General features: G+C 64.7%; 23 protein-coding genes. 9 read left to right on the top strand and 14 right to left on the bottom strand.

Going from position 1 to position 26819, the window contains the following annotated elements; translation table 11 throughout:
* Positions 1-55: 55 nt before the first annotated feature.
* Positions 56-331 carry a polyhydroxyalkanoic acid system family protein gene (locus SJI00_RS15435; protein ID WP_312936941.1) on the top strand — a complete coding sequence of 92 codons (276 nt, stop codon included), beginning with the start codon at positions 56-58 and terminating at the stop codon, positions 329-331.
* Between the two features lie 440 nt (positions 332-771).
* On the opposite strand, the gene SJI00_RS15440 is transcribed toward SJI00_RS15435, so the two are convergent.
* From SJI00_RS15440 to gshB, 12 genes are all read right to left on the bottom strand, one after another.
* Complete coding sequence (locus SJI00_RS15440) at positions 772-1149, bottom strand: gamma-butyrobetaine hydroxylase family protein (protein ID WP_322462570.1); 378 nt, start codon at positions 1147-1149, stop codon at positions 772-774.
* 239 nt (positions 1150-1388) lie between these two features.
* The gene (gene hslU, locus SJI00_RS15445) at positions 1389-2732 is read right to left on the bottom strand and encodes an ATP-dependent protease ATPase subunit HslU (protein WP_322462571.1); all 1344 of its coding nucleotides are present in this window, start codon (positions 2730-2732) and stop codon (positions 1389-1391) included.
* 76 nt (positions 2733-2808) lie between these two features.
* Entirely contained in the window at positions 2809-3339 is a 531-nt protein-coding gene (gene hslV, locus SJI00_RS15450; RefSeq protein WP_322462572.1) for an ATP-dependent protease subunit HslV, read from the bottom strand.
* Positions 3340-3486: 147 nt separating this feature from the next.
* The gene (locus tag SJI00_RS15455) at positions 3487-4119 is read right to left on the bottom strand and encodes an HNH endonuclease family protein (RefSeq protein ID WP_322462573.1); all 633 of its coding nucleotides are present in this window, start codon (positions 4117-4119) and stop codon (positions 3487-3489) included.
* On the bottom strand, positions 4103-5554 hold the full coding sequence (locus SJI00_RS15460; protein WP_322462574.1) for an AAA family ATPase: 1452 nt from the start codon (positions 5552-5554) through the stop codon (positions 4103-4105). The genes SJI00_RS15455 and SJI00_RS15460 overlap by 17 nt, the downstream gene beginning before the upstream one ends.
* 184 nt (positions 5555-5738) lie before the next feature.
* Entirely contained in the window at positions 5739-7010 is a 1272-nt protein-coding gene (locus SJI00_RS15465) for a dihydroorotase (RefSeq protein ID WP_322462575.1), read from the bottom strand.
* A gap of 91 nt (positions 7011-7101) precedes the next feature.
* On the bottom strand, positions 7102-8106 hold the full coding sequence (locus SJI00_RS15470; RefSeq protein WP_312935698.1) for an aspartate carbamoyltransferase catalytic subunit: 1005 nt from the start codon (positions 8104-8106) through the stop codon (positions 7102-7104).
* A 10-nt stretch (positions 8107-8116) separates the two neighbouring features.
* Positions 8117-8635: a bifunctional pyr operon transcriptional regulator/uracil phosphoribosyltransferase PyrR gene (gene pyrR, locus SJI00_RS15475; RefSeq protein WP_322462576.1), complete on the bottom strand. Its 519-nt coding sequence runs from the start codon at positions 8633-8635 to the stop codon at positions 8117-8119.
* A gap of 45 nt (positions 8636-8680) precedes the next feature.
* The gene (gene ruvX / locus SJI00_RS15480) at positions 8681-9106 is read right to left on the bottom strand and encodes a Holliday junction resolvase RuvX (protein WP_322462577.1); all 426 of its coding nucleotides are present in this window, start codon (positions 9104-9106) and stop codon (positions 8681-8683) included.
* The gene (locus SJI00_RS15485; RefSeq protein ID WP_322462644.1) at positions 9106-9675 is read right to left on the bottom strand and encodes a YqgE/AlgH family protein; all 570 of its coding nucleotides are present in this window, start codon (positions 9673-9675) and stop codon (positions 9106-9108) included. Before SJI00_RS15485 ends, ruvX begins: the two co-directional genes overlap by 1 nt.
* 61 nt (positions 9676-9736) lie before the next feature.
* A complete protein-coding gene (locus SJI00_RS15490; RefSeq protein WP_322462578.1) occupies positions 9737-10636 on the bottom strand; it encodes an energy transducer TonB in 900 nt (299 codons plus the stop codon).
* 91 nt (positions 10637-10727) lie between these two features.
* Positions 10728-11681 (bottom strand): glutathione synthase, encoded by a 954-nt coding sequence (gene gshB, locus SJI00_RS15495; protein ID WP_322462579.1) that lies wholly within the window; start codon positions 11679-11681, stop codon positions 10728-10730.
* A gap of 403 nt (positions 11682-12084) precedes the next feature.
* Here gshB and SJI00_RS15500 point away from each other — a divergent pair, with 403 nt between their 5' ends.
* From SJI00_RS15500 to trhA, 7 genes are all read left to right on the top strand, one after another.
* Positions 12085-12486 (top strand): response regulator, encoded by a 402-nt coding sequence (locus tag SJI00_RS15500; protein ID WP_322462580.1) that lies wholly within the window; start codon positions 12085-12087, stop codon positions 12484-12486.
* A gap of 46 nt (positions 12487-12532) precedes the next feature.
* Positions 12533-12898, top strand: coding sequence for a twitching motility response regulator PilH (gene pilH / locus SJI00_RS15505; protein ID WP_322462581.1), 366 nt, complete (start codon positions 12533-12535; stop codon positions 12896-12898).
* Complete coding sequence (locus SJI00_RS15510; protein WP_322462582.1) at positions 12895-13467, top strand: chemotaxis protein CheW; 573 nt, start codon at positions 12895-12897, stop codon at positions 13465-13467. Before pilH ends, SJI00_RS15510 begins: the two co-directional genes overlap by 4 nt.
* A gap of 47 nt (positions 13468-13514) precedes the next feature.
* Positions 13515-15539, top strand: a complete 2025-nt coding sequence (locus SJI00_RS15515) for a methyl-accepting chemotaxis protein (RefSeq protein WP_322462645.1) — start codon at positions 13515-13517, stop codon at positions 15537-15539.
* A 10-nt stretch (positions 15540-15549) separates the two neighbouring features.
* Positions 15550-20538 (top strand): Hpt domain-containing protein, encoded by a 4989-nt coding sequence (locus SJI00_RS15520; RefSeq protein ID WP_322462583.1) that lies wholly within the window; start codon positions 15550-15552, stop codon positions 20536-20538.
* A gap of 29 nt (positions 20539-20567) precedes the next feature.
* Positions 20568-21026 (top strand): chemotaxis protein CheW, encoded by a 459-nt coding sequence (locus tag SJI00_RS15525; protein WP_322462584.1) that lies wholly within the window; start codon positions 20568-20570, stop codon positions 21024-21026.
* A gap of 181 nt (positions 21027-21207) precedes the next feature.
* Positions 21208-21825, top strand: a complete 618-nt coding sequence (trhA, locus tag SJI00_RS15530) for a PAQR family membrane homeostasis protein TrhA (RefSeq protein WP_322462585.1) — start codon at positions 21208-21210, stop codon at positions 21823-21825.
* A 204-nt stretch (positions 21826-22029) separates the two neighbouring features.
* Here trhA and SJI00_RS15535 read toward each other — a convergent pair whose 3' ends face one another.
* Both SJI00_RS15535 and SJI00_RS15540 read right to left on the bottom strand, forming a co-directional pair.
* Positions 22030-22749, bottom strand: coding sequence for a 16S rRNA (uracil(1498)-N(3))-methyltransferase (locus SJI00_RS15535; protein WP_322462586.1), 720 nt, complete (start codon positions 22747-22749; stop codon positions 22030-22032).
* 257 nt (positions 22750-23006) lie between these two features.
* Positions 23007-24413, bottom strand: a complete 1407-nt coding sequence (locus SJI00_RS15540; protein WP_322462587.1) for an adenosylmethionine--8-amino-7-oxononanoate transaminase — start codon at positions 24411-24413, stop codon at positions 23007-23009.
* Between the two features lie 183 nt (positions 24414-24596).
* On the opposite strand from SJI00_RS15540, the gene SJI00_RS15545 reads away from it, so the two are divergent.
* On the top strand, positions 24597-26588 hold the full coding sequence (locus SJI00_RS15545) for a flavin monoamine oxidase family protein (RefSeq protein WP_322462588.1): 1992 nt from the start codon (positions 24597-24599) through the stop codon (positions 26586-26588).
* The last annotated feature ends 231 nt before the right edge of the window (positions 26589-26819 follow it).

A 26819-nucleotide genomic window follows, 5' to 3' on the forward strand; every position in this document is an offset into this window, starting at 1 on the left:
CATGGGGCAGGGGCGGGCATAATGCCCAGCATGTCTCACCGTCAGGACCGTCTGCATGACCCAGATCAGCGTTGAACGCAAACACAGCCTCGGCCGCGAAGCCGCGCGTGCCAAGGCGCAAGCCCTGGTGGAAAAGCTCTCCAGCAAGTACGACCTCGAGGCCAACTGGCAGGGTGATCGCGTCGACATCGCCCGCAGCGGCGCCAAGGGCAGCGTGCACATCGGTGACGAGTCGATCCGCGTGGACCTCAAGCTGGGCATGATGCTGTCGATGATGAGCGGCACCATCGAAGGTGAGATCGAGCGGGCGCTGGACAAGGCCCTGGTCTGATCGGCGCGCACGCAACGGCCTGGCGTACGCAATGGCCTCAGGCGCTCGTGCCCTGAGCGTTGCGTACAGCGCCTGCCACGTCTTCTGAAACTACCCGGCTGCATCCCTGATGCCAGTCAGTTGAGCCGCTTTGTAATCAGTCGGGCTGCCTTGCAGCCGCAGTGGGACGCAAAGCAGCCCCGATCACTTGACTCACCGGCCTTGGCGAGCTTCTGCCTTGCCCCGATATGCCCGTCAGCCCCCGGTAAACACAGACCGGCCCCGTTACCCGTTCGGCGCACGGTGTTGCAGGCACCTGCGCGGCACAGGCTGACCTGTCGCACCCCTGAATCGGCAGGGGCCGGCCCTCAAGGGAAACGACGCCAGCGCTCTGCCAACAACTGCGTCCAGACCGCGTGCACAAGGCTTACCCAGCAGGCGGGCAACCCACCGCGGCTGAACTACAGCATCAGCTTGACCACCGACTGCGCAGGATCGCGGGTCTTGCCCGCCAGCCGCAGGGTTTCCAGATAGTCCTCCCACAACGCCTCCTGACGCAGACACAACTGCTCCAGGTACTCCCAGGTGAACAGGCCGCTGTCGTGGCCATCATCGAAGATCAGCTTCAACGCGTACTGGCCTGCTGGCTCCAGGCCCACCAGGCCCACGCCGAGCTTGCCGAACTGCAGGATCGGCTTGCCATGGCCCTGCACCTCGGCCGACGGCGAGTGCACCCGCAAAAACTCGGCCGGCAGGTGATACACCTCGCCTGGTGCATAGGTCAGCGACAGGGTCTTGGAGGCTTTGTGCAGGTTGATGGCGGTGGGCATGCGCGGCATGGCAGCGGTCTCTGGAGAAGCGGATGGCCAAGCTTCGGGGTTTGGCTGGGCAGATTCAAGCGCTCCAGCGGTGCAGGCCACGCGGTGGCAGCGGTGAGAATGTACCGGGTCTTGGCCACGAACGGCCTTGATGTGCAGGCGCGGGCAGCGCCAAGGCAGGCTTTACGAACGCCTCTGCGAAAACGCCAAGGGCCGCAGCAGCGGCCCTTGGCATTATCGACACGCTTACAGCAACACGCTTACAGAATGTAGCGCGACAGATCTTCGTTCTGCGCCAGATCACCCAGGTGGCTGTTCACGTACGCCGCATCGATACGAATCGGCGCGTCGGTGTGGCTGCTGGCCAGGTCACCGGCACTGAACGACACCTCCTCGAGCAGACGCTCCAGCAACGTGTGCAGGCGGCGAGCACCGATGTTCTCGGTTTTCTCGTTGACCTGATAAGCGATCTCGGCCAGACGCTTGATACCTTCGTCGACGAACTCGATGTTCAGGCCTTCGGTCTTGAGCAGCTCGCGGTACTGTTCGGTCAACGACGCGTGCGGCTCTTGCAGGATGCGCTCGAAATCTTCGGGGGTCAGGGCCTTGAGTTCCACGCGGATCGGCAGGCGGCCTTGCAGCTCGGGCACCAGATCGCTCGGTTTGCTCAAGTGGAACGCGCCGGAGGCGATGAACAGGATGTGGTCGGTCTTGACCATGCCCAGCTTGGTGTTGACGGTGCAGCCCTCGATCAGCGGCAGCAGGTCGCGCTGTACACCTTCACGCGACACGTCGGCGCCGCCGACATTGCCGCGCTTGGCCACTTTGTCGATCTCGTCGATGAACACGATGCCGTGCTGCTCGACCGACTCGAGGGCCTTGGCCTTGAGTTCTTCTTCGTTGACCAGGCGGCTGGCTTCTTCATCGCGGACCAGCTTGAGCGCTTCCTTGACCTTGAGCTTGCGCGACTTGCGTTTGCCCTTGCCCATGTTGGCGAACAGGCTCTGCAACTGGTTGGTCATCTCTTCCATGCCTGGCGGGGCAGCGATTTCGACACCGGCCGACTCGGCCACCTCGATCTCGATTTCCTTGTCGTCCAGCTCGCCCTGGCGCAGGCGCTTGCGGAACAGCTGGCGGGTGTTGGAATCGGTGCTGGTCTGCGCCGCTTCCTCGCTGAAACTGGTGACCCGCGCCTGGGGCAGCAGGGCGTCGAGGATGCGGTCTTCGGCGGCGTCCTCGGCACGATGGCGCACGCGAACGATTTCCTGCTCGCGCAGCAGTTTCAGCGCGGCGTCGGCCAGGTCACGGATGATCGATTCGACGTCACGGCCGACATAGCCGACCTCGGTGAACTTGGTGGCCTCGACCTTGATGAACGGCGCATGGGCCAACTTGGCCAGGCGGCGGGCGATCTCGGTCTTGCCGACGCCGGTCGGGCCGATCATGAGAATGTTCTTGGGCGTGACTTCCGCGCGCAGTTCTTCGGGCAGTTGCATGCGCCGCCAGCGGTTGCGCAGGGCGATGGCGACGGCGCGCTTGGCGTCATCCTGGCCAATGATGTGGCGGTTGAGTTCGTGGACGATTTCGCGGGGGGTCATGGACATAAGAATGATGGTCCTTGTGCACGGTGTTTCAGCGTGGAAAAACCCAGCCACCGGGGCTGGGCGCCAGAACAGCTGATCACTCGGCCAGGTCCTGCTCCTCGATGGTCAGGTTGTGGTTGGTGAATACGCAGATGTCGCCGGCGATGTGCAGTGCGGTTTCGGCGATCTCGCGAGCGCCCAGGTCGGTTTTGTTCAACAAGGCGCGCGCAGCGGCCTGGGCGAAGGCACCACCGGAACCCATGGCGATCAGACCGTCTTCGGGTTCGACCACGTCACCGTTGCCGGTGATGATCAGCGAAGCGTCCTTGTTGGCCACGGCGAGCATGGCTTCCAGGCGGCTGAGGGTACGGTCGGTACGCCACTCCTTGGCCAGCTCTACGGCGGCGCGGATCAGGTGGCCCTGGTGCTTCTCCAGCTGACCTTCAAAACGCTCGAACAGGGTGAAGGCATCGGCAGTGGCACCCGCGAAGCCCGCAATCACCTGGCCGTGGTACAGGCGACGGACCTTCTTGGCGTTGCCTTTCATCACGGTATTGCCGAGGGACACCTGGCCGTCGCCAGCCATGACGACTTTGCCGTGGCGGCGAACTGAAACGATGGTAGTCAAGGGGGACGTCTCCATGCAGCGGGGGCGAAAATGCCTGATGGGAACTGATATGGGGGTGGGGGGGAGGATTTCAACCCGATCCGACAGGGTGATCGGGTCTGGGCAGCGAAGGCTGTTCTCAGTGAGCCGGAAAGCCAGGGGCCTCTCTCAGGAGGCTAGCCAGCTCTTCAATATATTGATGACAACAGGCATGAACGGCGCGAGCCTGCCTTCGACAGGTTCATCAAGGTCCTCGATGAGCGCCTGCAAGAGCTCGTCGTCCTCAAGCGGGGCATTGGGATCAAGGCCGTTGGTGAACATCAAGGCATGGGAAAGCTGTTTGCGTTTTTCGACCAATGATCTGTTGTTGCGCTCGTGATCGCCCAGGTTCAGGACGCGAATCGTTTCCCTCGCTCGCTCCGTAGTGCCTTCGAGGCATCCGCTGATCCGAAACTTCAGCTCTGATTCGCATTCATCCATGAGCGGTGTCAGAGAGAACGTCTGGTGGGCGTGCGCAGCGTCGCATTGTCCTTGGGTCGTGCAGCTTGCCACGATATTGGAGTAGTCCAGACTCAGGTGATGATGAGTGTGGCGTGGCAGCAAATGTTCGTTAACCGTGTCGCACGCTTGGCCGCTAATGGACTGGCAGCAATAGGCGCATAGGTAGAATTGCTCGACTGCGCAGGACGCCCTGATCGCTGAGCGCTCGAGGGGGCCAAGCGCTTCGTAGCGTTTGCCTGGATGGTGGGCGCGCCACGCTACAAGGGCGTCGGGCTCATCGGATTTAGTGATTTTTTTCAAGGCGCAGCTCCTGCTTCCTCAGCATCAGCTTCGCTTTGGTGAGCTCCATATTGGTCGCCGGAATCAACGCTTCAAGGCCCGCGATCATTTCCCGGGCTTGATCCAGTTGCCCGTCCTGAATGGCGTCGAAAAGATCGTTGAGGTCATTTTCGATTTCAGCGTTGCGGATGGGTGTATCCATGACATCCAGCAGCACCGAGTTGGCATCCTGACCGTACTGCGGCGTTACCGCGCTTACCACGCCATGGTCTAGCGAAAACACCAGCATGTTGGGGCTGTCGCTGATGACCAGCGGGGAATGAGTGGTCAGTACAAACTGGCAGTTGGGGAAGGTTCTGGTGAGTTGCTCAACCACACCCCGCTGCCATTTTGGATGCAGGTGCATGTCGATTTCGTCAACCAGAACCACCCCGTGTCCTTGCAGCGGGTTGTTCAGTCCGGGGTTGAGGATGGACAATCTGCGAGCGATATCGCCAACCAATGCCATCAACGACTTTTCGCCCTGCGACAGTTGAAGGATGTCGAGGGTTTGTTCGCCTTTATCCACCAGCATCTGCAACGTCGGACGCCGTTTGACCCTGATGTAAAAGCCCGGCATGAACTGCTCAATGGCAGAACGTACGGCATTGAGCTGGTTGTCTTCGAGTTTGCTGTGCTGTGTGTTTTTTGCCTCGGAATCTTTTTTAATAAGATCGCTAACGTTTTCAATCAGACTCTTAAAGTTCTCGATGGCTTGATCATAATCTTCATTGGAAGATCTTTGACTATTGAGCAGGGCTGCTTGGGCTGTCGATAGGGATTCAGCCAGTGCGCGATGATCGACACGGGTCGCACTGATCTCATTCTCTTGATCCTCCCGATCCCTGAACCACTCAAAAAACTTGCTGAAATCAACCGAGTCCTCAGAGAAACCTTCATAACCCGAAAGTTGTGGATACTGAAGCTTCTGACGCGGCTTCAAGGGTGCATCGATCACCGAGCGTTCCACAGGATAGAACGCAACCAAGGGAAGGCTGCTCGAGATGGCTAGATTAATTTTGTCGCGATAGCGTTTTGCTAAATGGGTGGCGCCGGAAAGATTGCTACTTTCGCCGCCAACACTGCCTGGCCGGGCGCGACTAAGTTTCCAGCGCAGTGTCGACCCTTGGCTTTTTGGGGGGTATTCACCCTGAACTTCGATTTCAACGGATGATACGTTTTCCAGGTTATTGATGCTTTCAACTTTGAGACTGCTGCCAGAGCCTCTCTCCGACCGCAATCTTGCCACAAACCACCCAAGCGATGTCGCCAAGGATTTCAGAATGGATGTCTTGCCAGCGCCGTTATTGCCTACCAACACCACAACTTTGGCAGGCTCGCCAGTGGGCTGATCAAAAGACAATTCCAGCGATTTGAAACGACCGATATTTTGAAGTCGCAATGATTTGATGTGCATAGCCTACATCCCTGTAGGCACAGGCCTCGGTGGGAGCGAAAGAGTCGCTGAGCATAGCATGCGCGTCGCGTTGTTCTGAGCGGCTCAATGTCACCAAAAACGCGTGAAGGATGACGCTTTCGGCCAGGCCGACGTTGCGACCTGCCCTGGAAAAAAGGGCTGCCGAGCAGCCCTTGGATGTTCCTTACCCCTCGTGACACACCCGCCCATCCACCACCGTGTACCGCACCGCTCCTGGCAGGCAGTGCCCGACGAACGGGCAGTTCTGCCCACGGGAATACCACTGCTCACCGGCCACCGTCGAGGCCTGCGCATCGAACAGCACCACGTCCCCTGCAGCACCGACTTTCAGCTCGCCAGCGGGCAGACGCAGGGCCTGTGCCGGGCCGCTGGTGAGGCGCGCGAGCAGGGTGGGCAGGTCAAGCAGGCCGTCTGCCACCAGGGTCATGGCCAGCGGCAGCAGCAGCTCGACGCTGCTGATGCCAGGCTCGGTGGCGCCGAACGGCGCCAGCTTGGCGTCGCGTTCGTGTGGCTGGTGATGGCTGGAAATCGCCTTGATCACGCCGGCCTTGACCGCCGCGCGCAGCCCATCACGATCAGCCGCGGTGCGTAGCGGCGGCTGTACGTGGTAAAGGCTGGAGAAATCGCGCAACGCCTGGTCGGTGAGGATCAACTGGTACAGGGCAACGTCTGCCGTGACCGGCAGCCCGCGGGCCTGGGCCTGGGCGATCAGCTCGGCGCCGCGGGCGCTGGTGATCTGGCTGAAGTGCGCACGCACGCCGGTTTGTTCCACCAGCAGCAGGTTGCGCGCAAGCGCCACGGTTTCTGCCGTTTCCGGAATGCCTGCCAGGCCCAGGAAGCTGGCCATCGGACCTTCGTGGGCCAGGCCGCCCTGGGCCAGGTCACGGTCCTGGGAATGGATCACCACGCTCAGGTCGAAGGTGGCGGCGTAGTCGAGCGCACGCGCCAGCGTGCGGTTGCTGGCCAGCTCGTTCAAGCCGTTGCCGAACGCCACACAACCGGTGTCGCGCAGGGCGACCAGCTCGGCCAGTTGTTCGCCTTCCAGGCCGCGGGTCAGCGCGCCGATGGGGTAGACCTTGGCGTTGCCAGCATCGCGGGCGCGGTCCAGCACCAGTTCGGCAACAGCCGAGGTATCCAGTACCGGACGCGTCTGTGGCGGGCAGCACAGGCTGGTCACGCCACCGGCGACCGCGGCACGGGTTTCGCTGGCGATGGTGCCTTTGCGGCTGTAGCCGGGTTCGCGCAGCGCCACGGACAGGTCTACCAGACCCGGCGCGGCCACCAGGCCGTCCGCTTGAACGGTGCGACTGGCGGTGAAGCCGGCCGGTGCAGCGCCGATGGCAACGATGCGCCCGGCGTCGATGTGCAGATCGGTGACCTGATCCAGACCGCTGCTTGGGTCGATCAGGCGGGCGCCAAGAATGCTGAGGCTCACAGAGCGTTCTCCTGGTCGAGTTGACGTGGGGTGTTGTGCGCGCTGATGGCCGTCGGTGGCGCGGTGATGCGGCCGATGAACTGGCTGAGGCTCACTGCGCAGGCTCCTGGTCGAGTTGACGTTGCGTGTTCTGTCCGCTCATGGCCATGGACAGCACGGCCATGCGCACGGCGATGCCGTAGGTGACCTGGTTGAGAATCACCGAGTGGCTGCCATCGGCCACGGCCGATTCGATCTCCACGCCGCGGTTGATCGGCCCGGGGTGCATGACGATAGCGTCGGGCTTGGCGCCTGCCAGGCGTGCGGTGGTCAGGCCGAACAGGCGGTAGAACTCGCCCTCGCTCGGCAGCAGGCCGCCGGTCATGCGCTCACGTTGCAGGCGTAGCATGATCACGACGTCGACGTCTTTCAGGCCTTCGCTGAGGTCGGTATAGACCTTCACACCGTACTGCTCGATACCGATCGGGATCAGAGTTTTCGGGCCGATCACGCGGATGTCCGGGCAGCCCAGCGCCTTGAGCGCGAGCATGTCCGAACGCGCCACGCGCGAATGCAGGATGTCGCCGACGATGGCCACCGAGAGATTCTCGAAGCTGCCCTTGTGACGGCGGATGGTGAGCATGTCGAGCATGCCCTGGGTCGGGTGCGCGTGGCGGCCGTCGCCGCCGTTGATCACCGCCACCTCAGGGCAGACGTGCTCGGCGATGAAGTGCGCAGCGCCCGAGTCGGAGTGGCGCACCACGAACATGTCCGCCGCCATGGCCTCCAGGTTGCGCAGGGTGTCGAACAGCGTCTCGCCCTTGCTGGTGGAGGAGGTGGAGACGTTCAGGCTGATCACGTCGGCCGACAGCCGCTGGGCGGCCAGCTCGAAAGTGGTGCGCGTGCGCGTGGAGTTCTCGAAGAACACATTGCACACGGTCTTGCCGCGCAGCAGCGGCACCTTCTTCACGGCACGCGCACCGACTTCGAGAAACGAGTCGGCGGTGTCGAGGATTTCAGTCAGCAGGTCGCGCGGCAGGCCATCCAGGGACAGAAAATGGCGCAGCTGGCCCTGGTCGTTGAGCTGCAGCGGGCGCTTGGCGTCGAGTGGCGTCATCGGGGGGCTCTTAAAGGGCGGAAACGGTGGCGAGGTCCTGGCGCTCGAGGGCGAGCGGGGCGGGGCCGGTCAGTTTGATGCGTTGGTCTGCAGCCAGGGACAGCGTGGCGCCGAGCACGTTAGGGCGGATCGGCAGTTCGCCGGCGTCCAGGTCCAGCAGGCAGACCAAGGTCACGCTGGCTGGGCGACCGTAGTCGAACAGCTCGTTGAGTGCGGCGCGGATGGTCCGCCCGCTCATCAACACGTCATCGATCAGCACCAGGTGCTGGCCTTCGATCTCGAACGGCAGCTCCGAGGGGCGCACCTGTGGGTGCAGGCCGTTCTGGCTGAAGTCATCGCGGTAGAACGACACGTCCAGGGTGCCCAGGGGGCTGGCATCGCCCAGTGCCTGTTGCAGCGCCTGGGCCACCCACACACCACCGGTACGGATGCCGATGAAACGCGGCTCGCTGATGTGACGACGGGTGAGGTGGGCGCGTAGGTCGGTGGCCATCTGCCGGATCAGCGCGGCAGGATCGGGAAGGCTCATTGCGGACTCCTTGGCGGATGCCGGCCATGGCCGGCGGCAAAGCGGTTAGGTATTGGCCTCCAGCCAGCCCTGCAGCAGCAGGGCTGCGGCAATGGCATCGACCGGGTTGTCGCGGTAACTGCCGCGCTGACCGCCGCGGGCCAGGCGTTCGCCTTTGGCCTCGAAGGTGGTCAGGCGCTCGTCATGGGTGTGCACGGGCAGGTTGAATCGGCCGTTCAGGCGCCGGGCGAATTTCTCTGCGCGGGCGCTCATCTCGCTGGGCGTGCCATCCATGTTCAGCGGCAGGCCGACGACGATGGCGTCGGGTTTCCATTCAGCGACCAGCTTTTCGACCTGGGCCCAGTCGGGCACGCCGTTCTGCGCCTTGAGCGTGCACAGCTCGCGGGCCTGACCGGTGATGACCTGGCCAACCGCAACGCCGATCTGCTTGGTGCCGTAGTCGAAGCCGAGCAACAGACGCAACTCGGCCATCAGGCGTGGCCTGCCTGGCTGGTGAGCAGGCTGAGGGTGACACCCAGGCTGCTCGCCGCTGCCTGCAGACGCAGTTCGCTGGGCGTGGCAAAGAGGATGTCGGCATTGAACGGGCAGTTGAGCCAGGCGTTGTCAGCCAGCTCCTCTTCCAGCTGGCCGGCTTCCCAGCCCGCGTAGCCGAGGGTGATCAGGCTCTGCTGCGGGCCGGTGCCGGCGGCGATGGCGAACAGCACGTCCTGGGAGGTGCTCAGCGACAGACCGGGCAGCTCGACGGTGGCCTGATAGCTGCATTCCGAGCTGTGCAGCACGAAGCCTCGGTCGGTTTGCACCGGGCCGCCCAGGTAGATGGGCATGTGCAGGGTCCCGAGCGGCGCCTCTTCATCCGGACGCAGTTGCTCGAGGATGTCCGCCAGGTTGAGGTCCTGCGGGCGATTCACCACCAGGCCCATCGCGCCGTTGGCGTTGTGCTCGACGATGTAGGTCAGGGTCTGGGCAAAGTTCGGGTCGGCCATGTGCGGCATGGCGATCAGGAACTGATGCTTGAGGTAAGTCGGTGTGTGCTTTTTCATGGTCGGTAGTGTGGCGTCAGGCAGGGGTGCTGACAAGCGAATCGCCAGTCGCACGCCCTGGTTAATTACTTGAAAGTCGATCCCCACGGGCAAAGCGCCAGGTCCGCACGATTTCCAGGCGGTCGAATTCAGCCAGGTCACCGGTGAAGGGTGCGAACGGCGCTGACATGCGCACGATGCGCTGGGCGGCCTGGTCGAGCAGCGGCTGCCCCGATGACTCGAGCACCAGCACCTCGTGCAGCGAGCCGTCGCGGTTGATCGACACCATCAGCCGCAGGCTGCCGTAGAGCTTCTGGCTGCGAGCTTCTTCGGGGTAGTTGAGGTTGCCGATGCGCTCGATCTTCTTGCGCCAGTCTTCCTTGTACCAGGCGCCTTTGTCGCGGGCTGTGGAGGCGGCATTGAGGCGATGAATACGCGGGCGCTTGGCGTACAGCTGCTGCTCCTGGGACAGCTCGGCTTCCAGGCTGGCGATCTGGCTGGAGAGCTGCGAGCTGTCGAACGCAGGGGTGGGCGCCACGGGCTTGGGCTGCGGTTTGCTCGGCGTAGGCTTGGACTCGACTTTCTGCGCCTTCGGGGCCTTGGTGCTGACCACTGCCTTGGCGGGCTGCGGCTCGACATGAGGGCGCGCGGCCGGTGGCGGGGTGATCTTGTTGACCTTGCTGTCCTGGAACGGCGCCACTTCGGTGGTGGTGGGCACCGCTTTCTTTTCCAGGGTGCCGCTGCCTTGCTGGTCGTCCTGGGCCAGGAAGTCTGCCTTTTCCGGCGCCTTCTCGCTCTTGAAGGTCGAGAGGGTGAAGTCCATGGTGTGACGGATTTCAGTGGGCGTGCTGACGCTGAAGCCCACCCCGAGGATCAGCGCGATGTGCAGCAGGGCGGCCAGGAACAGGGTAAAACCCAGCCGGTCCGCCGGGCGAACGCGCGGCGGCAGCAGGTCGGTGGGAATGTCGGCAGACAGCGTCATCAAATATCCGGCAAGTGCGCAACGCGCCAGTGGGGCGATGAAAAAGGACCGGCATCATACCCCACTGCGCGTCATCGCCGCGTGCAGGTGCTCAACGGGCGTCGAGCTGGCGGGCGATGGCGTCCATCAACTGGCCACCGATATCGGTGTTGAACGCTGCGTCGATTTCACGGATGCAGGTCGGGCTGGTGACGTTGATTTCGGTCAGGCTGTCGCCGATCACGTCCAGACCGACGAACAACAGGCCTTTTTCGCGCAGGGTCGGGCCGATCTGGGCGGCGATCCAGCGGTCGCGCTCGGTCAGCGGGCGCGCTTCGCCACGGCCACCGGCGGCCAGATTGCCGCGGGTTTCGCCGCTGGCCGGAATGCGTGCCAGGCAGTAGGGCACCGGCTCGCCGTCGATCATCAGGATGCGTTTGTCGCCGTCGACGATGGCCGGCAGGTAGGCCTGCGCCATGATCTGCTGCTTGCCATGCTGGGTCAGGGTTTCGAGGATCACCGAGAGGTTCGGGTCGCCCTGGCGATGACGGAACACCGAGGCGCCGCCCATGCCGTCGAGCGGCTTGAGGATGACGTCGCCATGGGTGGCGGCGAACTGGCGAATGATGTCGGCGCGGCGGCTCACCAGGGTGGGTGCGGTGCACTGCGGGAACAGCGTGGCGAACAGTTTCTCGTTGCAGTCGCGCAGGCTCTGCGGGCGGTTGACCACCAGCACACCCTCACGCTCGGCCTGCTCCAGCAGGTAAGTGCTGTAGACGAACTCCATGTCGAAAGGCGGGTCCTTGCGCATCAGCAGCACGTCGAGCTCGGCCAGCGCGCTGTCCTGTTCGTCGCCCAGCTCGAACCAGCGCGCCGGGTCGGCGAACACCTTCAGTGGGCGCATGCGGGCGCGGGCCTGGCCTTCACCCTGGTACAGGTCGGCCTGCTCCATGTAGAACAGGCTCCAGCCGCGGGCCTGGGCGGCGAGCAGCATGGCCAGCGAACTGTCCTTCTTGTAGGAGATGGACACGATGGGGTCCATGACAATCCCGAGACGAACGCTCATGGGGTAGTTCCTCTTGGCGGCACACGGGCCGTGGTGATTCGTGAAAAGTGGCTCAGGGTGGCGCTGCACGCGCGCTCGGTCAAGGGGTGGGCAGATGGAACGGGCTCCCGGAGTATGCTAAAAATGCCGCACAGCATCCTGCCGCCAGCGCTGCGCTGCGAGCGAGCCCGCCAACGGCTCGCTCGCGTGGCCTGCCGGCCTCTCAGGCGCTGTCTGAAACGCCTTGAGACTCAGTGATGCTGCGTTGAAAACAGCCCGGAAGGCCGGCCCCGTCGGAATGCTCATTTACGCCAGTAAACTGCGCTTGCTGGGCTGCTTTTGCGGGGCCGCCATCGGCCTTGCCTAACCTTCGCTCGAGACTGTTTCGAACAGAGCCTAGCGAGCCGCCACGGTAGTACGACTTATGGAACAACCCCTGAAGGTGATGGTGATCGACGATTCACGCACGATCCGCCGCACTGCCCAGTTGTTGCTCGGCGAGGCAGGCTGCGAGGTGATCACTGCCAGCGACGGCTTCGATGCCCTGGCCAAGATTGTCGACCACAGGCCGCAGATCATCTTCGTCGACGTGCTGATGCCGCGCCTGGATGGCTATCAGACGTGCGCGGTGATCAAGCAGAACAGCGCCTTCAAGGACATTCCGGTGATCCTGCTGTCATCACGCGACGGCGTTTTCGACAAGGCGCGCGGCCGCGTGGTGGGCTCTGATCAGTTCCTCACCAAGCCTTTCAGCAAGCAAGCGCTGCTCGACGCCATCCGCGCCCATGTGCCGGCGTTCGTCGAACAGCCACAACACGCCTCCTGAGGCCGCCGAACATGGCGGCCTCGCACGTTCCACATGGGGAAACAGCATGGCCCGAGTTCTGATTGTCGACGATTCGCCCACCGAGATGTACAAACTCACCGACTGGCTGGAGCAACACGGCCATCAGGTGATCAAGGCCAACAACGGTGCCGATGGCGTCGCTCTGGCCCGCCAGGAAAAGCCCGACGTGGTCCTGATGGACATCGTCATGCCGGGCATGAATGGCTTCCAGGCCACCCGCCAGCTGAGCAAGGACCCGGAAACCTGCAACATTCCGGTGGTCGTGGTGACCACCAAGGACCAGGAAACCGACCGCATCTGGGCCACACGCCAAGGCGCGAAGGCCTTCCTCACCAAGCCGGTGGACGAAGCGGCGCTGCTCAGCATCGTCGACCACGTGCTGCAGGTTTGACCACCCGGCCCCAGGGCGCGTCGCTGACGGCCTTCGAGCTGCTGCTGGACATCGACCGGCGTTGCCGGCTGCTGGTGGCCGACCAGCCCTTCGATGACAGCCCCCTGCAAGACTGGAGCGGCATCGGCTTTCGCATCGGCGGGCAGTGGTTCGTCGCGCCCATGGGCGAGGTGGCCGAGGTGCTGCGCGAGCCCCGCAGCAGCCGCGTACCGGGTGTGCGGCCGTGGGTGGTGGGCGTGGCCAACCTGCGTGGGCGCCTGCTGCCGGTGATGGACCTGTCGACGTTTCTCGACCTTGGGCCGGTGGCTGCCGGCAAGCAGCGGCGGGTGATGGTGCTCGACCATGATGACCTGTTCGTCGGCCTGCTGGTCGACGAGGTCCTGGGCTTGCAGCACTTTCCCCTCGCCAGCCTGCAACTGGCGCCGCCGCAGCCGCTGCTGCGCAGTGCCGCGCGCTTCGTGCAGGGGCATTTTCCCGGCGAGCCTGGCGTGCCTGGCGAGCGCACCTGGGCGATTTTCAGCCCATTCACCCTGGCCCAGGCGCCAGGTTTCATTGACGTGGCGCTGTAGAGGATGCCTTCGTGAGCAAGTCCACCCCAGGCGTCAGCCCACCGCCGATGACCCAGCGCACCCGCAGCAGTGCGCAGATCACCGTCATGTTCGTGGTGCTGATCCTGTCGATCATTCTGCTGTTCGCCAACTTCGCCTACCTCAACACGCAGTCGACCTACGACAAACAGTACATCGGCCATGCCGGCGAGCTGCGCGTGTTGTCCCAGCGCATTGCCAAGAACGCCACGGAAGCGGCGTCGGGCAAGGCAATGGCGTTCAAGCTGCTGTCCGATGCGCGCAACGATTTCGAGCGCCGCTGGGGGTATTTGCGCCATGGCGACCACGCCACCGGCTTGCCGGCAGCGCCCGCAGCGGTGCGCGAGGAAATGGCCGCCGTGCATCAGGACTGGGAGAGCCTGCGGCGCAACACCGACGCGATCGTGTCCAGTGAGCAGACGGTGCTGTCGCTGCACCAAGTGGCCGCGACCCTGGCCGAGACCGTGCCGCAGTTGCAGGTCGAGTACGAAAAGGTCGTGGAAATCCTTCTCAAGCGCGGCGCGCCGGCCAGCCAGGTGGCGGTCGCCCAGCGCCAGTTGCTGTTGGCCGAGCGCATTCTCGGGTCGGTGAACACGGTGCTGGCCGGCGATGCCACCACGGCGCAGGCCGCCGCCACCTTTGGCCGCGACGCCAACCGCTTCGGCCAGGTGCTGCAGGGCATGCTCGATGGCAATGCCGATCTGCAGATCAGCCGCGTCGAAGACGCCGATGCGCGAATGCGCTTGGCGGAAATCGCCGAGCTGTTCCAGTTCGTCGCAGGCTCGGTGGACGAAATCATCGAAACCTCACCCGAACTGTTGCGCGTGCGCGAGGCTGCCGGGAACATTTTCAGCGGCTCGCAGACCCTGCTCGATGAAGCCTCGCACCTGGCCAACAGCTTCGAGAACCTCGCCACAGGACGCACCGCCTACACGCTCGGCGGCTACGCCCTGGGCCTGCTGGCGCTGGCCTCGATCATCCTCATCGGTTCGATCATGGTGCGTGCCACGCGCCGCCAGTTGCGCGACACCGCGCAAAAAAACGAGCGCAATCAGCAGGCCATCATGCGCCTGCTCGATGAAATCGAAGAACTGGCCGACGGTGACCTGACGGTGACCGTGTCGGTCACCGAAGATTTCACCGGGGCCATCGCCGATTCGATCAACTACTCGGTCGACCAGCTGCGTGACCTGGTGACCACCATCAACCACAGCGCCGAGCAGGTCGCGGCGGCCGTGCAGGACACACAGAACACTGCCCGCCAGTTGGCCAAGGCCTCCGAGCATCAGGCCGAGCAGATCAGCGAGGCGTCGGTGGCGGTCGGCGACATGGTCGAGTCGATCGACCGCGTGTCGAGCCACGCCTATGAATCGGCCAAGGTCGCCGAGCGTTCGGTGGCCATCGCCAACAAGGGCAACGAGGTGGTGCACAACACCATCCAGGGCATGGACAACATCCGCGAGCAGATTCAGGACACCGCCAAGCGCATCAAACGCTTGGGTGAGTCGTCCCAGGAGATCGGCGACATCGTCAGCCTGATCGACGACATCGCCGAGCAGACCAACATTCTGGCCCTCAACGCCGCCATTCAGGCCTCACTGGCCGGCGAGGCCGGGCGCGGCTTTGCCGTGGTCGCCGACGAGGTACAGCGCCTGGCCGAGCGTTCATCTTCGGCCACGCGGCAGATCGAGGCGCTGGTGCGCACCATCCAGACCGACACCAACGAAGCGGTGATCTCGATGGAACAGACCACTGCCGAAGTGGTGCGCGGCGCGCGCCTGGCGCAGGACGCCGGGGTGTCGCTGGCGGAAATCGAGGGGGTGTCGCAAACCCTGGCCGAGCTGATTCTGAGCATCTCCGACGCCGCCCAACTGCAAACGTCCTCGGCGGGGCAGATTTCCCACACCATGTCGGTCATCCAGCAGATCACCGCGCAGACCTCGGCCGGCTCCGGGGCCACCGCTGACAGCATTCGCCACCTGGCACGCATGGCCAGCGAGATGCGCCGCTCGGTCTCCGGTTTCACCTTGCCCGAAAACGCGGCGCAGCCATGAGGAGGCCGGCATGGCAGCGGCCACGATAGCCCTGGAACGCCACGACACCGTCGCCCTGGCCTGGACCAAGACGGCCCTTCTGGAGTGCCTGGGCAACGCGCGCCAGGCGCTGGAAACCTTCGCCCGTGAGCCTGGTGAGGCGGCGGCGATGCATGTGTTCAACGACAGCCTGCATCAGGTCCATGGCTGCCTGAGCATGCTTGAGCTGCGCGGCGCAGCGCATCTGGCTGAGGAAATGCAATGGCTCGGCGCGGCACTGGCCGCCAGCGCCGAGCCGCCCAAGGGCGAGTGCCTGGGCGCACTGTTTCGCGGTCTGGAGCAACTACCAGCCTACCTCGATCGGCTGCGTGGGGCGCGCCACGACCTGCCACTGGTGATGCTGCCGCTGCTCAACCAGTTGCGTCACTGCCGCGGCCTGGAGCCGCTGGCCCAGGAAAGCCTGTTGACCGGCGCCGGCGAGCGCCCGAGCGCGGCGGCCGACCTGGCCGACCTCGACCTGTCACTGGGCACCTGGCGCGAGCACCTGCAGGCCGGTCACGGCCATGACGCGCTGCGCTCGGTGGTGATCGCGCTGTGCGATGACCTGATGCGCATCAAGGAGCGGCTCGATCACTTCGTGCGCAGCGACCGGCATGACCGCGAGCAGCTCGATGCGGTACTCACACCCTTGCGACAGATCGCCAACACCCTGGCCGTGCTGGGTTTCCAGCAGCCGCGCCGGGTGATCATCGATCAGGTGCTGGCCTTGCAGGGCGTCAGCGAGAACGTGCGCGTGGTCGACGATGCGCTGCTGATGGATGTGGCCGGTGCGCTGCTGTACGTCGAGGCCACGCTCAATGGCATGGTCGGCCCGCTGGAAGACAACGACCCCGCCAGCCTGCCGGGCTCCGATGTGCTGGAGATCCGCCAGCAGGTGCTGAACGAATCGCTGTCGGTGGTGCAGCAGGTCAAGGAGCTGATCGAGGATTGTCTGGTCAGCGACTGGTCCTGGCAGCGTCTGCAAGGCTTGCCCGGCTTGCTGCAGCAGGTCCGTGGGGCGCTGAGCATGCTCATGCTGCCGGCCGCGGCCGAGGTGTTTGCCGGCTGCGCGGCGTACGTGCAAGGTTGGCTCGGGCAGTTGCCGCAGCCGCCTGAACGGCAGGCGCTGGCGCAGTTTGCCGACGCCTTGTGCGCAGCAGAATGCTACCTGCAATGGCGCGTGGCCGACCCCTTGGCCGACGCTGCGCCCTGGCTCGATCAGGCCTGTACGCACTTGGCGCAGTTGGGCGTGCAGTGCCAGCGTGAGCCGGCCCAGGCCGAGCACCTACCGCCTGCCGATGGCATCGACGCTGAGCTGCGCGAGGTCTTTCTCGAAGAGGCCGCGCAGTTGCTGCAGGCCGTCGAGCGCGAATGGCGGCGCTGGTGCGCCGATCACACCGCGCGCGAGGCGCTGATCGACCTGCGCCGCGCATTGCACACGCTCAAGGGCAGCGGGCGGATGGTTCAGGCTGAGGCCCTGGCGGCACTGGCCTGGGGGGCCGAGCACCTGCTCAACCGTGCGCTGGAAGGACGCATCGAACTGGGCCATGCGTGTCAGGTGGCATTGCAGCAGGTGTTCGTGCGCCTGCCTGACCTGCTGGCTGACGTGGCGGCGGGCCATGCGCCGGTCTCGCCTGACAACCAAGTGCTGGCAGACCACCTGCATGCCCTGGCCAGCGCCCGCGTGGCGGCGGGTGAGCCCGACGGCCTCGATCCGCGCCTGCTGAGCATTTTCGCCAGCGAAGCTGCGGGGCATGTGAAAGCGGTCGAAGATTTCCTGCACGGCGCTGCCGGTGCCCCCACCCAGGTCAGCGATGGCCTGCAGCGCGCGTTGCACACCTTGAAAGGCAGCGCGGCCATGGCTGGCGTGCTGCCGGTAGCCGAACTGGCCACCGCGCTGGACCGGCTGGCACGCGAATACCAGGCCCACGACCTGCCGTTGCAGGCGGCAGACCTGGAGCAACTGCACGCCGCCTGCGCGTTGTTGCAGGCGGCGCTGGCACACGTCGAGCAGGCGCCGTTGCAGCCCATGCGCGGTGCTGGCGAACTCATCGAACAGTTGCGACAACGCGTCGATGCGCGCCTGGCGAGCCTGCAGGTTGATGCGCAGACGCCGCAGCGGGGCGTGCGTGATCCCGAGGCCACCGGACGCTTCCTGGGCGAGGCCATGGACCACCTGCAGGACGCTGAAACATTGCTGGCCCGTTGGCAGGCGCACCCGGCGCAGCGCGATGTACTCGACGCACTGCTCGGTGAGCTGACCGCGCTGGGCCATGTGGCGCACTTGGCAGACCTGTGGGTGCTGGACGAGGTGTGCGAGGCCCTGCTGGACCTGCTCGGCGCGGTGGAGGAGGGCAGTCTGGCGCCCACTGCGCGCGTGTTCGCCCTGGCCGAAGAAGCCCATGCTGCGCTGCTGGACATGCTTGACGAACTGGCCGCAGGGCAGGCCGTGACCGGCCGCAGCGCGTTGCTAGCGGATTTGCACGGCGCCCTGCAAGACGCGCTGGACCCGGCCAGCCTGGGTGTGGTGAGTGCGCAAGGCGTGCGGACGTTGACCCAGGAGCAAGCACTGGCACTGACCCGCGAACCTGCGCCCGACCTGCCTGCGCCAGAACGTCCAGACGTGCCGCACGTTCCCGACCTTCCCGAGCCGCCAGACCTTCCAGACCCGCCCGCGCTGGATGACACGCCCGATGACACCGCGCTGCTGGATGTTTTCCTCGAAGAAAGCTCGGACATCGTCGAAAGCGCCGCCACGGCCCTGGCACGCTGGCAGGCCGAGCCGCGCAACACCGCCGAAGCGGAAACCCTGCTGCGCGACCTGCACACCCTCAAGGGCGGTGCGCGCATGGTGCAGATCAGCGCCATCGGCGACCTCGCCCACGAGCTGGAATTTCTCTACGAACTGCTCGCCGCCGGTCGCCTACCGCCCAGCGCGGCGCTGTTCAGCCTGCTGCAGAACTGCCACGACCGCCTGGCACAGATGCTCGACGCCGTGCGCCTGGGCCAGCCGCTGCACGCCGCCACGGCGTTGATCGACTACATTCGCAACTTCTCCAGCGCCGCGCTCACCGACAGCGCTGCCGGCACCCCAGCCAGCGAAACACCCCCCCTCGACGCCCCTGCAGCGCCCCACGAGCGGCCCACCGGCGACATGGTCAAGGTCGATGCCGAGCTGCTCGACGAACTGGGCAACCTGGCCAGCGAACACTCGATCATCCGCGGGCGCATCGAGCAGCAGGTCAACGACGGGCAGTTCGCCCTGGTGGAAATGGAGACCACCCTGGAGCGCATGCGCGATCAGTTGCTGCGCCTGGACAACGAAACCCAGAGCGGCATCCTCAGCCGGCACCCCGCCGAGGGCGACGCCTACGAAGATTTCGACCCGCTGGAAATGGATCGCCACTCGCAGCTGCAACAGCTGTCGCGGGCGCTGTTCGAGTCGGCCTCGGACTTGCTCGACCTCAAGGAAACCCTCGGCCAGCGCGCCCAGCTCACCCATGGCCTGTTGCAGCAGCAGGCGCGGATCAACAGCCAGTTGCAGGAGGGCCTGACCGCTACCCTGATGGTGCCCTTCGAGCGCCTGGTGCCGCGCCTGCAGCGGGTGGTGCGCCAAGTGGCGAGCGAGCTGGGCAAGCAGGTGGAACTGGTGGTGGGCAATGCCGAGGGCGAGTTGGACCGCAGTGTGCTCGAACGCATGGTCGCGCCGCTGGAACACATGCTGCGCAACGCCGTCGACCACGGGCTGGAAACCGGCGCCGCGCGACGCGCAGCGGGCAAGCCCGAGCAGGGCACGATTCACCTCAACCTGCTGCACGAAGGTGCCGATATCGTCATCGAGATGAGCGACGACGGCGACGGCGTGCCGCTCGACGCGGTGCGCAAGAAAGCCATCAAGCGCGGCCTGCTCGATCCGCAGGCCACCCTCAGCGACCACGAAGTGCTGCAGTTCATTCTGCGGCCGGGCTTTTCCACTGCCGAGAAGATCACCCAGATCTCCGGGCGCGGGCTGGGCATGGACGTGGTGCACGAAGAGGTCAAGCAACTCGGAGGCTCGATGAGCATCGAGTCCAGCCCGGGCAAGGGCGCGCGTTTTCTGATTCGGCTGCCGTTCACCGTGTCGGTGAACCGGGCGCTGATGGTGCACCTGGGCGATGAGCAGTACGCCATCGGCCTGAACACCATCGAGGGCGTGGTGCGCGTGCCACCGGCGGAGCTGGACGCCTGCTACCAGCTCGATCCGCCGCGCTACACCTATGCCGGGTTCACCTACGACCTGCGCTACCTCGGCGAGCTGCTGCAAGGCGCAGCACGGCCTGGCTTGCTGGGCCTGAGCGTGCCGCTGCCGGTGCTGCTGGTGCATTCGCAGGAGCAGTCGTTCGCCATTCAGGTCGACGGTTTGTCGGCCAGCCGCGAGATCGTGGTCAAGAGCCTCGGCCCGCAGTTTGCCGCAGTGCCAGGCCTGGCCGGAGCGACCTTGCTGGGTGATGGCCGGGTGGTGCTGATCCTCGACCTGCTCGGCCAGTTGCGCGGTCAGCAGCGGCGCATGGCGCGTTTGCCCTCAGCGGCGCGCAGCACGGCGCAACTGCCTGGCCCGGCGCCCAAGCACGCGCGGTTGGTGATGGTGGTGGACGACTCGGTCACGGTACGCAAGGTCACCAGCCGCCTGCTGGAACGCCATGGCATGAGCGTGCTGACGGCCAAGGATGGCGTCGACGCCATGACCCTGCTGCACGAGCACCGGCCCGATGTGCTGCTGCTGGACATCGAGATGCCGCGCATGGATGGCTTCGAGGTGGCGACCCGGATTCGTGCCGATGAACGTCTTCAGGACCTGCCCATCATCATGATCACCTCGCGCAGCGGGCAGAAGCACCGCGACCGGGCCATGGCCATTGGTGTCAACGAGTACCTGGGCAAGCCGTATCAGGAGTCGGTGCTGTTGCAGAGCATCGCCTATTGGAGTCCGCGTCATGCGTGAACTCACCCGTGTCCACTGGAGCCACCCGCATGCTTGAACACATCGTCGGTCAGCGCAGCAGCCTGACCGGGCTGTTGCTGCCTCTGGGCGACCGCACGCTGGTGCTGCCCAACGTGGCGGTGGCCGAGTTGGTGGGCCAGCGTCAGTTGAGGTGTGAGCGAGGCTCGCTGGACTGGCACATGGGCTGGCTCGACTGGCGCCAGCACCGTCTGCCCCTGATCGGCTTCGAAGCCGCGTGTGGCGGGCACACGCCGTGCGGCGAGCGTGCGCGGATCGTGGTGCTCAACGCGCTGGGCGACACCGGCCTGCGTTATCTGGCGCTGCTGCTGCAGGGCATTCCGCGTTCGTGCAAGCTCGACAGCCAGCTCAATTATGTCGACGTGGCGTTGGCCTCGCTGGAACTGGCCGCCGTTCAAGTGGCCGAACAGGTGGTACGCGTGCCGGACCTGATCGGGCTTGAGCGGTTGGTGCGCGACGCGCAACTGTAGAGGTCACAACCTAGGTTCTGTACGAAAAGCCTTGAGACGAAGGCCAGGCAAGGCGAAAACGGCCGAGGAAGCGGAGTGTACTGGAGTACATGAGCATTCCGAGGGCGTTTTCAACGCAGCATGGGCGAGTATCGAGGTTTTTCGTACAGAACCTAGTCAGCTTCGGGAGGATAATCGTTGCATGTATTACGGTGAACGTTTCAACGCCTGGACCCACCTGGTCGGTGCTCTGCTGGCCGCACTGGGCGCGATCTGGCTGATCATCGCCGCAGGCTTTCAGGGCGACCCGTGGAAGATCGTCAGTTTCTCCATCTACGGCTTCACGCTGATCCTGCTCTACAGCATTTCGACCCTGTACCACAGCACCCGCGGGCGGGCGAAGGTGATCATGCGCAAGCTCGATCACCTCTCCATCTACTTGCTGATCGCCGGGAGCTATACGCCGTTCTGCCTGGTCAGCCTGCGCGGGCCGTGGGGCTGGAGCCTGTTCGGTGTGGTCTGGGGGCTGGCATTGATCGGCATGCTGCAGGAAATCAAGCCGCGTTCCGAAGCGCGGGTGATGTCGATCGTGATCTATGCGCTGATGGGCTGGATCGTGCTGGTGGCCGTCAAGCCGCTGCTCGCGACCCTCGGTACGGCGGGCTTTGCCTGGCTGGCGACCGGTGGCGTGTTCTACACGGTGGGGATCATCTTCTTCGCCCTGGACCGGCGTCTGCGCCACGGACATGGTATCTGGCACCTGTTCGTGATCGCCGGGAGCCTGCTGCACTTCATTGCGATATTTTTCTACGTGCGCTGAGCGGCACCGGCTAACAGCCTGGCCAGGTTGGCGTTCAGATGAAGCGCGAGGGCTACCCGGCTAATGCCGGCCAGTCACGCCAATTGGGGCTGCACAGCAGCCCCTGAATCAGCAACCAAACCTCAACCGACCGGCATCAGGGGCTACCCGGCCCTCGTTCGTTCTACGCGTGCGCGGCGCATGATCAACCTTGGTCGGCGAGGATCAGAAATCCCCCCACAACTGCTGCGCCACCGCCAGTGCCACCACTGGCGCGGTCTCGGTGCGCAGCACCCGTGGGCCGAGGCGGGCGGCGTGGAAGCCGACGCGGCTGGCCTGCTCGACCTCGCTGGCGTTCAAGCCGCCCTCCGGTCCGATCAGGAAGGCCAGGCGGGCCGGTTTGGCGTGGTTGGTCAACGGTTCTGCCACCGGATGCAGCACCAGCTTGAGGTCGGCGTCGGTGCTGGCGAGCCAGTCGCCCAGCGTTTGCGGCGGATGGATCAACGGCAGGGTAGAGCGCCCGCATTGCTCGCAGGCACTGATCGCCACCTGACGCCAGTGCGCCAGGCGCTTGTCGGCGCGCTCGTCCTTGAGGCGCACTTCGCAGCGCTCGCTGACGATCGGGGTGATTTCGCTCACGCCCAGCTCGGTGGCCTTCTGGATCGCCCAGTCCATCCGTTCGCCTCGGGACAAGCCTTGGCCCAGATGCACCTGCAGCGCTGAATCCGGCTGGCCGGGCAGTGCCTGATCAAGGCTGACCCGCACGGTCTTCTTGCCCACTTCGAGCAGTTGGCCGAGAAATTCCTGGCCACTGCCATCGAACAGCTGCACGGCGTCGCCCACCGCCATGCGCAGCACGCGGCCGATGTAGTGGGCCTGCGCTTCGGGCAAGGCGTGCTCGCCGAGGGAAAGGGGGGCATCGATGAAAAAACGGGACAGTCGCATGTCAGGGCTCGAGTGGAGGATGTGTAGACGGGGTTGAGCGTGGCCTGGGCTGCTGAACGTGGTGTCCGCCAGGTAGGCCCTTTCGCCTCGCAAGCGCACACAGGGTGGCGCGAACGTTGGATGCGAGGCAACCCTGAGGGATCGAACCGGCAACTCCAGTCCAAGCCTGCGTGCACGCGCTAGCGCGGTGCACCGCGTTAAGACGATTCACCGCTCGCGGGCAGGCCTGCAGCCGTGGGCGGTGCCTGGCGTAGCGCTCAACCCGGATCACGAAAATCAGGATGGAAATCCGCCGGCACGGCCACGCTGACGCTGTCGCGCGTGGCGATGTCGATGCCTTCGCTGGCCACCTCGGCGAGGAAGTCGATCTGCTCAGGGGTGATCACATAGGGCGGCAGGAAATACACCACGCTGCCCAGCGGGCGCAATAGCGCGCCGCGGCTCAGGGCGTGCTCGAAGACTTTCATGCCGCGCCGTTCCTGCCAGGGGTAACCAGCCTTGGTGGACTTGTCCTGGACCATCTCGATGGCCAGGGCCATGCCGGTCTGGCGGATTTCTCCGACATGGGCATGGTCGGCCAGGTGCGCCGTGGCGCTGGCCATGCGGCTGGCCAGGGCCTTGTTGGCCTCGATCACGTTGTCTTGTTCGAAGATGTCCAGGGTGGCCAGGGCCGCCGCGCAGGCCAGCGGGTTGCCGGTGTAGCTGTGCGAGTGGAGGAAGGCGCGCAAAGTCGGGTAGTCGTCGTAGAAGGCCTGGTACACCGTGTCGGTGGTCAGGCACGCGGCCAGCGGCAGGTAGCCGCCGGTGAGCGCCTTGGACAGGCAGAGGAAGTCCGGGCGGATGCCGGCCTGCTCGCAGGCGAACATCGTCCCGGTGCGGCCGAAGCCGACGGCGATTTCGTCGTGGATCAGGTGCACGTCATAGCGGTCGCAGGCCTCGCGCAGCAACCTGAGGTACACCGGGTGATACATCCGCATGCCGCCAGCGCCCTGGATCAACGGCTCGACGATCACCGCGCTGATCGTGGCGTGGTGCTCGGCCAGGGTCTGCTCCATGGCCGCGAACATCGTGCGTGAATGGTCTTCCCAACTCACGCCGTCCGGACGGTGGTAGCAGTCCGGGCTCGGCACCTTGAGGGTGTCGAGCAACAGGGCCTTGTAGGTTTCGGTGAACAGCGGCACATCGCCCACCGACATCGCCGCAATGGTTTCGCCGTGGTAGCTGTTGGTCAGGGTGACGAAGCGTTTTTTCTGCGGCTTACCGGTGTTGTGCCAGTAGTGGAAGCTCATTTTCAGCGCCACTTCGATGCACGACGAGCCGTTGTCGGCATAGAACACCCGGTCCAGACCAGCAGGCGTCAGGGCCACCAGGCGCTCGGACAGCTCGATCACCGGCTGATGGCTGAAGCCTGCAAGGATCACGTGTTCGAGCTGATCGACCTGATCCTTGATGCGCTGGCCGATTCGCGGGTTGGCATGGCCGAACACGTTGACCCACCAGGAGCTGACCGCATCGAGGTAGCGCTTGCCCTCGAAGTCCTCGAGCCAGACACCTTCACCGCGCTTGATCGGGATCAGTGGTACGTGCTCGTGGTCTTTCATCTGGGTGCAGGGGTGCCACAGGACCTTGAGGTCGCGTTGCATCCACTGTTGGTTGAGCCCCATGGGCGCTTCTCCTGGCGGTAAGGCGTGTAAGAGCGCGTAAGCCTAAGAGAACAGGCCCGTAGGAACAACCCGCTAGTGGCGCTGGCAGGGCAGCCAGGGCTCACGTATTCTAGGCGGCTCTCTACGAGGGGGCAGTCCGCGCCCTCGCTTCTTCACGTTTTTTCTGATCTGGAGTTCGCCTCAATGGCTGCTGCTTGGGTGCGCGTGTGCGCGGTGATCATGATTGGCCTGTCCAGCACCGCTGCACAGGCGCAGGGCAAGACCCCGACGGCGATCGTCGTCGGTGGCGGCCTGGCCGGCCTGACGGCGGCCTACGAGCTGCAGAACAAGGGCTGGCAAGTGACCCTGCTCGAAGCCAAGGCTGGCGTGGGTGGGCGTTCGGGCCTGGCCACCAGCGAGTGGGTCGGCAACGACAAAGTCCAGCCCGCGCTCAACCAGTACCTGCAGCAGTTCAAGTTGCAGACGCTGCCGGCTCCGGAGTTCGTGCGCACCCCTGGCTACCTGATCGATGGCGACTATTTCAGCGAAGCGGATCTGGCGCTCAAGCAGCCTGCCACCGCCGAGGCCATGAAGCGCTACGAGAAGACCGTCGATGACCTGGCGCGCTCGATCGATGATCCGCTCAACCCGGCAGCCAACAGCACATTGTTCGCGCTGGATCAGATCAACGTTGCCAATTGGCTCGACCGTCTGCAACTGCCGACCACCGCGCGTCAGTTGATCAACCAGCAGATCCGCAGCCGCTACGACGAACCGTCGCGCCTGTCGCTGCTGTATTTCGCCCAGCAGAATCGGGTTTACCGTGGCGTGGATGACCACGACCGTCGTGCGGCGCGCCTGCCTGGCGGCAGCCCGGTGCTGGCTCAGGCCTTCGTCAAACAGATCAAGACCATCAAGACCAACGCGCCGGTCAGCTCTGTCGTGCAGGACAAAAATGGTGTCACGGTCAAAGTCGGTAGCGTTGGCTATTCGGCGGATTACCTGGTCATGGCCGTGCCACTGCGGGCGCTGGCCAAGATCCAGATGACCCCGGCGCTGGACAACCAGCACATGGGCGCCATCAAGGGCACCAACTACGGGTGGCGCGACCAGATTCTGCTGAAGTTCAAGCAGCCGGTGTGGGAAAGCCGCGCGCGGATGTCCGGTGAAATCTTCAGTAACGCCGGGCTCGGCATGCTGTGGATCGAGCCGGCGCTCAAAGGTGGGGCCAATGTGGTGATCAACCTGTCGGGCGACAACGCGCGTCTGCTGCAAGCCTTCGGTGACAAGCAGATGGTCGACCAAGTGCTGATTCGCCTGCACGCTTTCTACCCCAAGGCCCGTGGCGCCTTTACCGGTTACGAAGTGCGTCGTTACAGCACTGACGCGGGCACTGGCGGATCCTACCTGGCGTATGGCCCGGGGCAGATCAGCAAGTACTGGCGGCTGTGGGAGCGGCCCGTGCAACGCGTAGCCTTTGCAGGTGAACACACCGACGCGCTGTACCCCGGTACCCTGGAAGGCGCGTTGCGCAGTGGCCAGCGCGCGGCCAGCCAGGTGCAAGACCTGGCGGCGGGCAAATCCTTCGACCCGGTCAAGGTTGTGCCAGCCACGGCAGCGGCCGCAGCCGGCGCTGTGGCGGCGAAGAAGCCAGGCTTCTTCGCCAATCTGTTCGGCACTGGCGACAAGGCTGAGAAGGCCGCAGCCGCGCCCGAGAACAAGGCGCAAGCGGCGCCTGCTGAACCTGCCAAGGCGGGCTTCTTCTCGCGCTTGTTCGGTGGTGGCGACAAGGCAGAGAACGCCCAGCCCGCTCCTGAGAGCAAGGCGCAGCCGGGTGCTGAGCCGGCGGCCAAACCTGGTTTCTTCTCGCGCCTGTTTGGAAGAGGCGAGCAGCCTGCGGCCAAACCTGCCGAGGTGAACACGCCTGTGGAGGCTGCGCCAGCACCCGCCGTTGCACCGCAGCCGGCGCCAGCCCCAGCCCCAGCCCCAGCCAAACCGGCAGCGCCGACCAGCAAGGCTGCCGCGCCGGCCAAGCCTGCAACCAGCAAGGCGGCAGCGCACAAGGCCCAGCCTGCGCACAAGAAGACCCAGCCTGTACCGGCGAAAAAACCTGCACAGCCCGCCCAGAAGAAACCGGCTGCAAAACCCGCGCCGGCCAAGCAGCCAGCGGCGACGGACACTTCCGCCACCCACTGACAGCCGCGCCAGCCCTGCACGTTCCCGTGCAGGGCTGGCTGCTGGACACGTATCCCTTCGAAAATGCATGACTCGATTCATGCACAACCCTGTGTGGCGTCAGCCGCGCTGTTTCCAGTGCTGCCTGGTGGCTGATCCCACGCGATTGCCGTCACTCGCGCTGCGTCTTGGCTCATCGCAGCTAACGCCCCACAGGGATCTCACCCGGGCAGAAGGCCCTGTCTGCGCGGC

The organism is Pseudomonas gebzensis (assembly GCF_034427815.1).
Classification (GTDB): domain Bacteria; phylum Pseudomonadota; class Gammaproteobacteria; order Pseudomonadales; family Pseudomonadaceae; genus Aquipseudomonas.

Bases quoted from the DNA above. Each gene is read 5' to 3' on its own strand.
- SJI00_RS15545 (WP_322462588.1), top strand. From the start codon at position 24,597: ATGGCTGCTGCTTGGGTGCGCGTGTGCGCGGTGATCATGATTGGCCTG.
- trhA (WP_322462585.1), top strand. From the start codon at position 21,208: ATGTATTACGGTGAACGTTTCAACGCCTGGACCCACCTGGTCGGTGCT.
- SJI00_RS15435 (WP_312936941.1), top strand. From the start codon at position 56: ATGACCCAGATCAGCGTTGAACGCAAACACAGCCTCGGCCGCGAAGCC.
- SJI00_RS15460 (WP_322462574.1), bottom strand. From the start codon at position 5,554: ATGCACATCAAATCATTGCGACTTCAAAATATCGGTCGTTTCAAATCG.
- hslU (WP_322462571.1), bottom strand. From the start codon at position 2,732: ATGTCCATGACCCCCCGCGAAATCGTCCACGAACTCAACCGCCACATC.
- gshB (WP_322462579.1), bottom strand. From the start codon at position 11,681: ATGAGCGTTCGTCTCGGGATTGTCATGGACCCCATCGTGTCCATCTCC.
- SJI00_RS15540 (WP_322462587.1), bottom strand. From the start codon at position 24,413: ATGGGGCTCAACCAACAGTGGATGCAACGCGACCTCAAGGTCCTGTGG.
- SJI00_RS15470 (WP_312935698.1), bottom strand. From the start codon at position 8,106: ATGACGCCACTCGACGCCAAGCGCCCGCTGCAGCTCAACGACCAGGGC.
- SJI00_RS15515 (WP_322462645.1), top strand. From the start codon at position 13,515: ATGACCCAGCGCACCCGCAGCAGTGCGCAGATCACCGTCATGTTCGTG.
- SJI00_RS15535 (WP_322462586.1), bottom strand. From the start codon at position 22,749: ATGCGACTGTCCCGTTTTTTCATCGATGCCCCCCTTTCCCTCGGCGAG.
- ruvX (WP_322462577.1), bottom strand. From the start codon at position 9,106: ATGGCCGAGTTGCGTCTGTTGCTCGGCTTCGACTACGGCACCAAGCAG.
- pilH (WP_322462581.1), top strand. From the start codon at position 12,533: ATGGCCCGAGTTCTGATTGTCGACGATTCGCCCACCGAGATGTACAAA.
- SJI00_RS15485 (WP_322462644.1), bottom strand. From the start codon at position 9,675: ATGAAAAAGCACACACCGACTTACCTCAAGCATCAGTTCCTGATCGCC.
- pyrR (WP_322462576.1), bottom strand. From the start codon at position 8,635: ATGAGCCTTCCCGATCCTGCCGCGCTGATCCGGCAGATGGCCACCGAC.
- SJI00_RS15525 (WP_322462584.1), top strand. From the start codon at position 20,568: ATGCTTGAACACATCGTCGGTCAGCGCAGCAGCCTGACCGGGCTGTTG.
- SJI00_RS15440 (WP_322462570.1), bottom strand. From the start codon at position 1,149: ATGCCGCGCATGCCCACCGCCATCAACCTGCACAAAGCCTCCAAGACC.
- SJI00_RS15490 (WP_322462578.1), bottom strand. From the start codon at position 10,636: ATGACGCTGTCTGCCGACATTCCCACCGACCTGCTGCCGCCGCGCGTT.
- SJI00_RS15500 (WP_322462580.1), top strand. From the start codon at position 12,085: ATGGAACAACCCCTGAAGGTGATGGTGATCGACGATTCACGCACGATC.
- SJI00_RS15520 (WP_322462583.1), top strand. From the start codon at position 15,550: ATGGCAGCGGCCACGATAGCCCTGGAACGCCACGACACCGTCGCCCTG.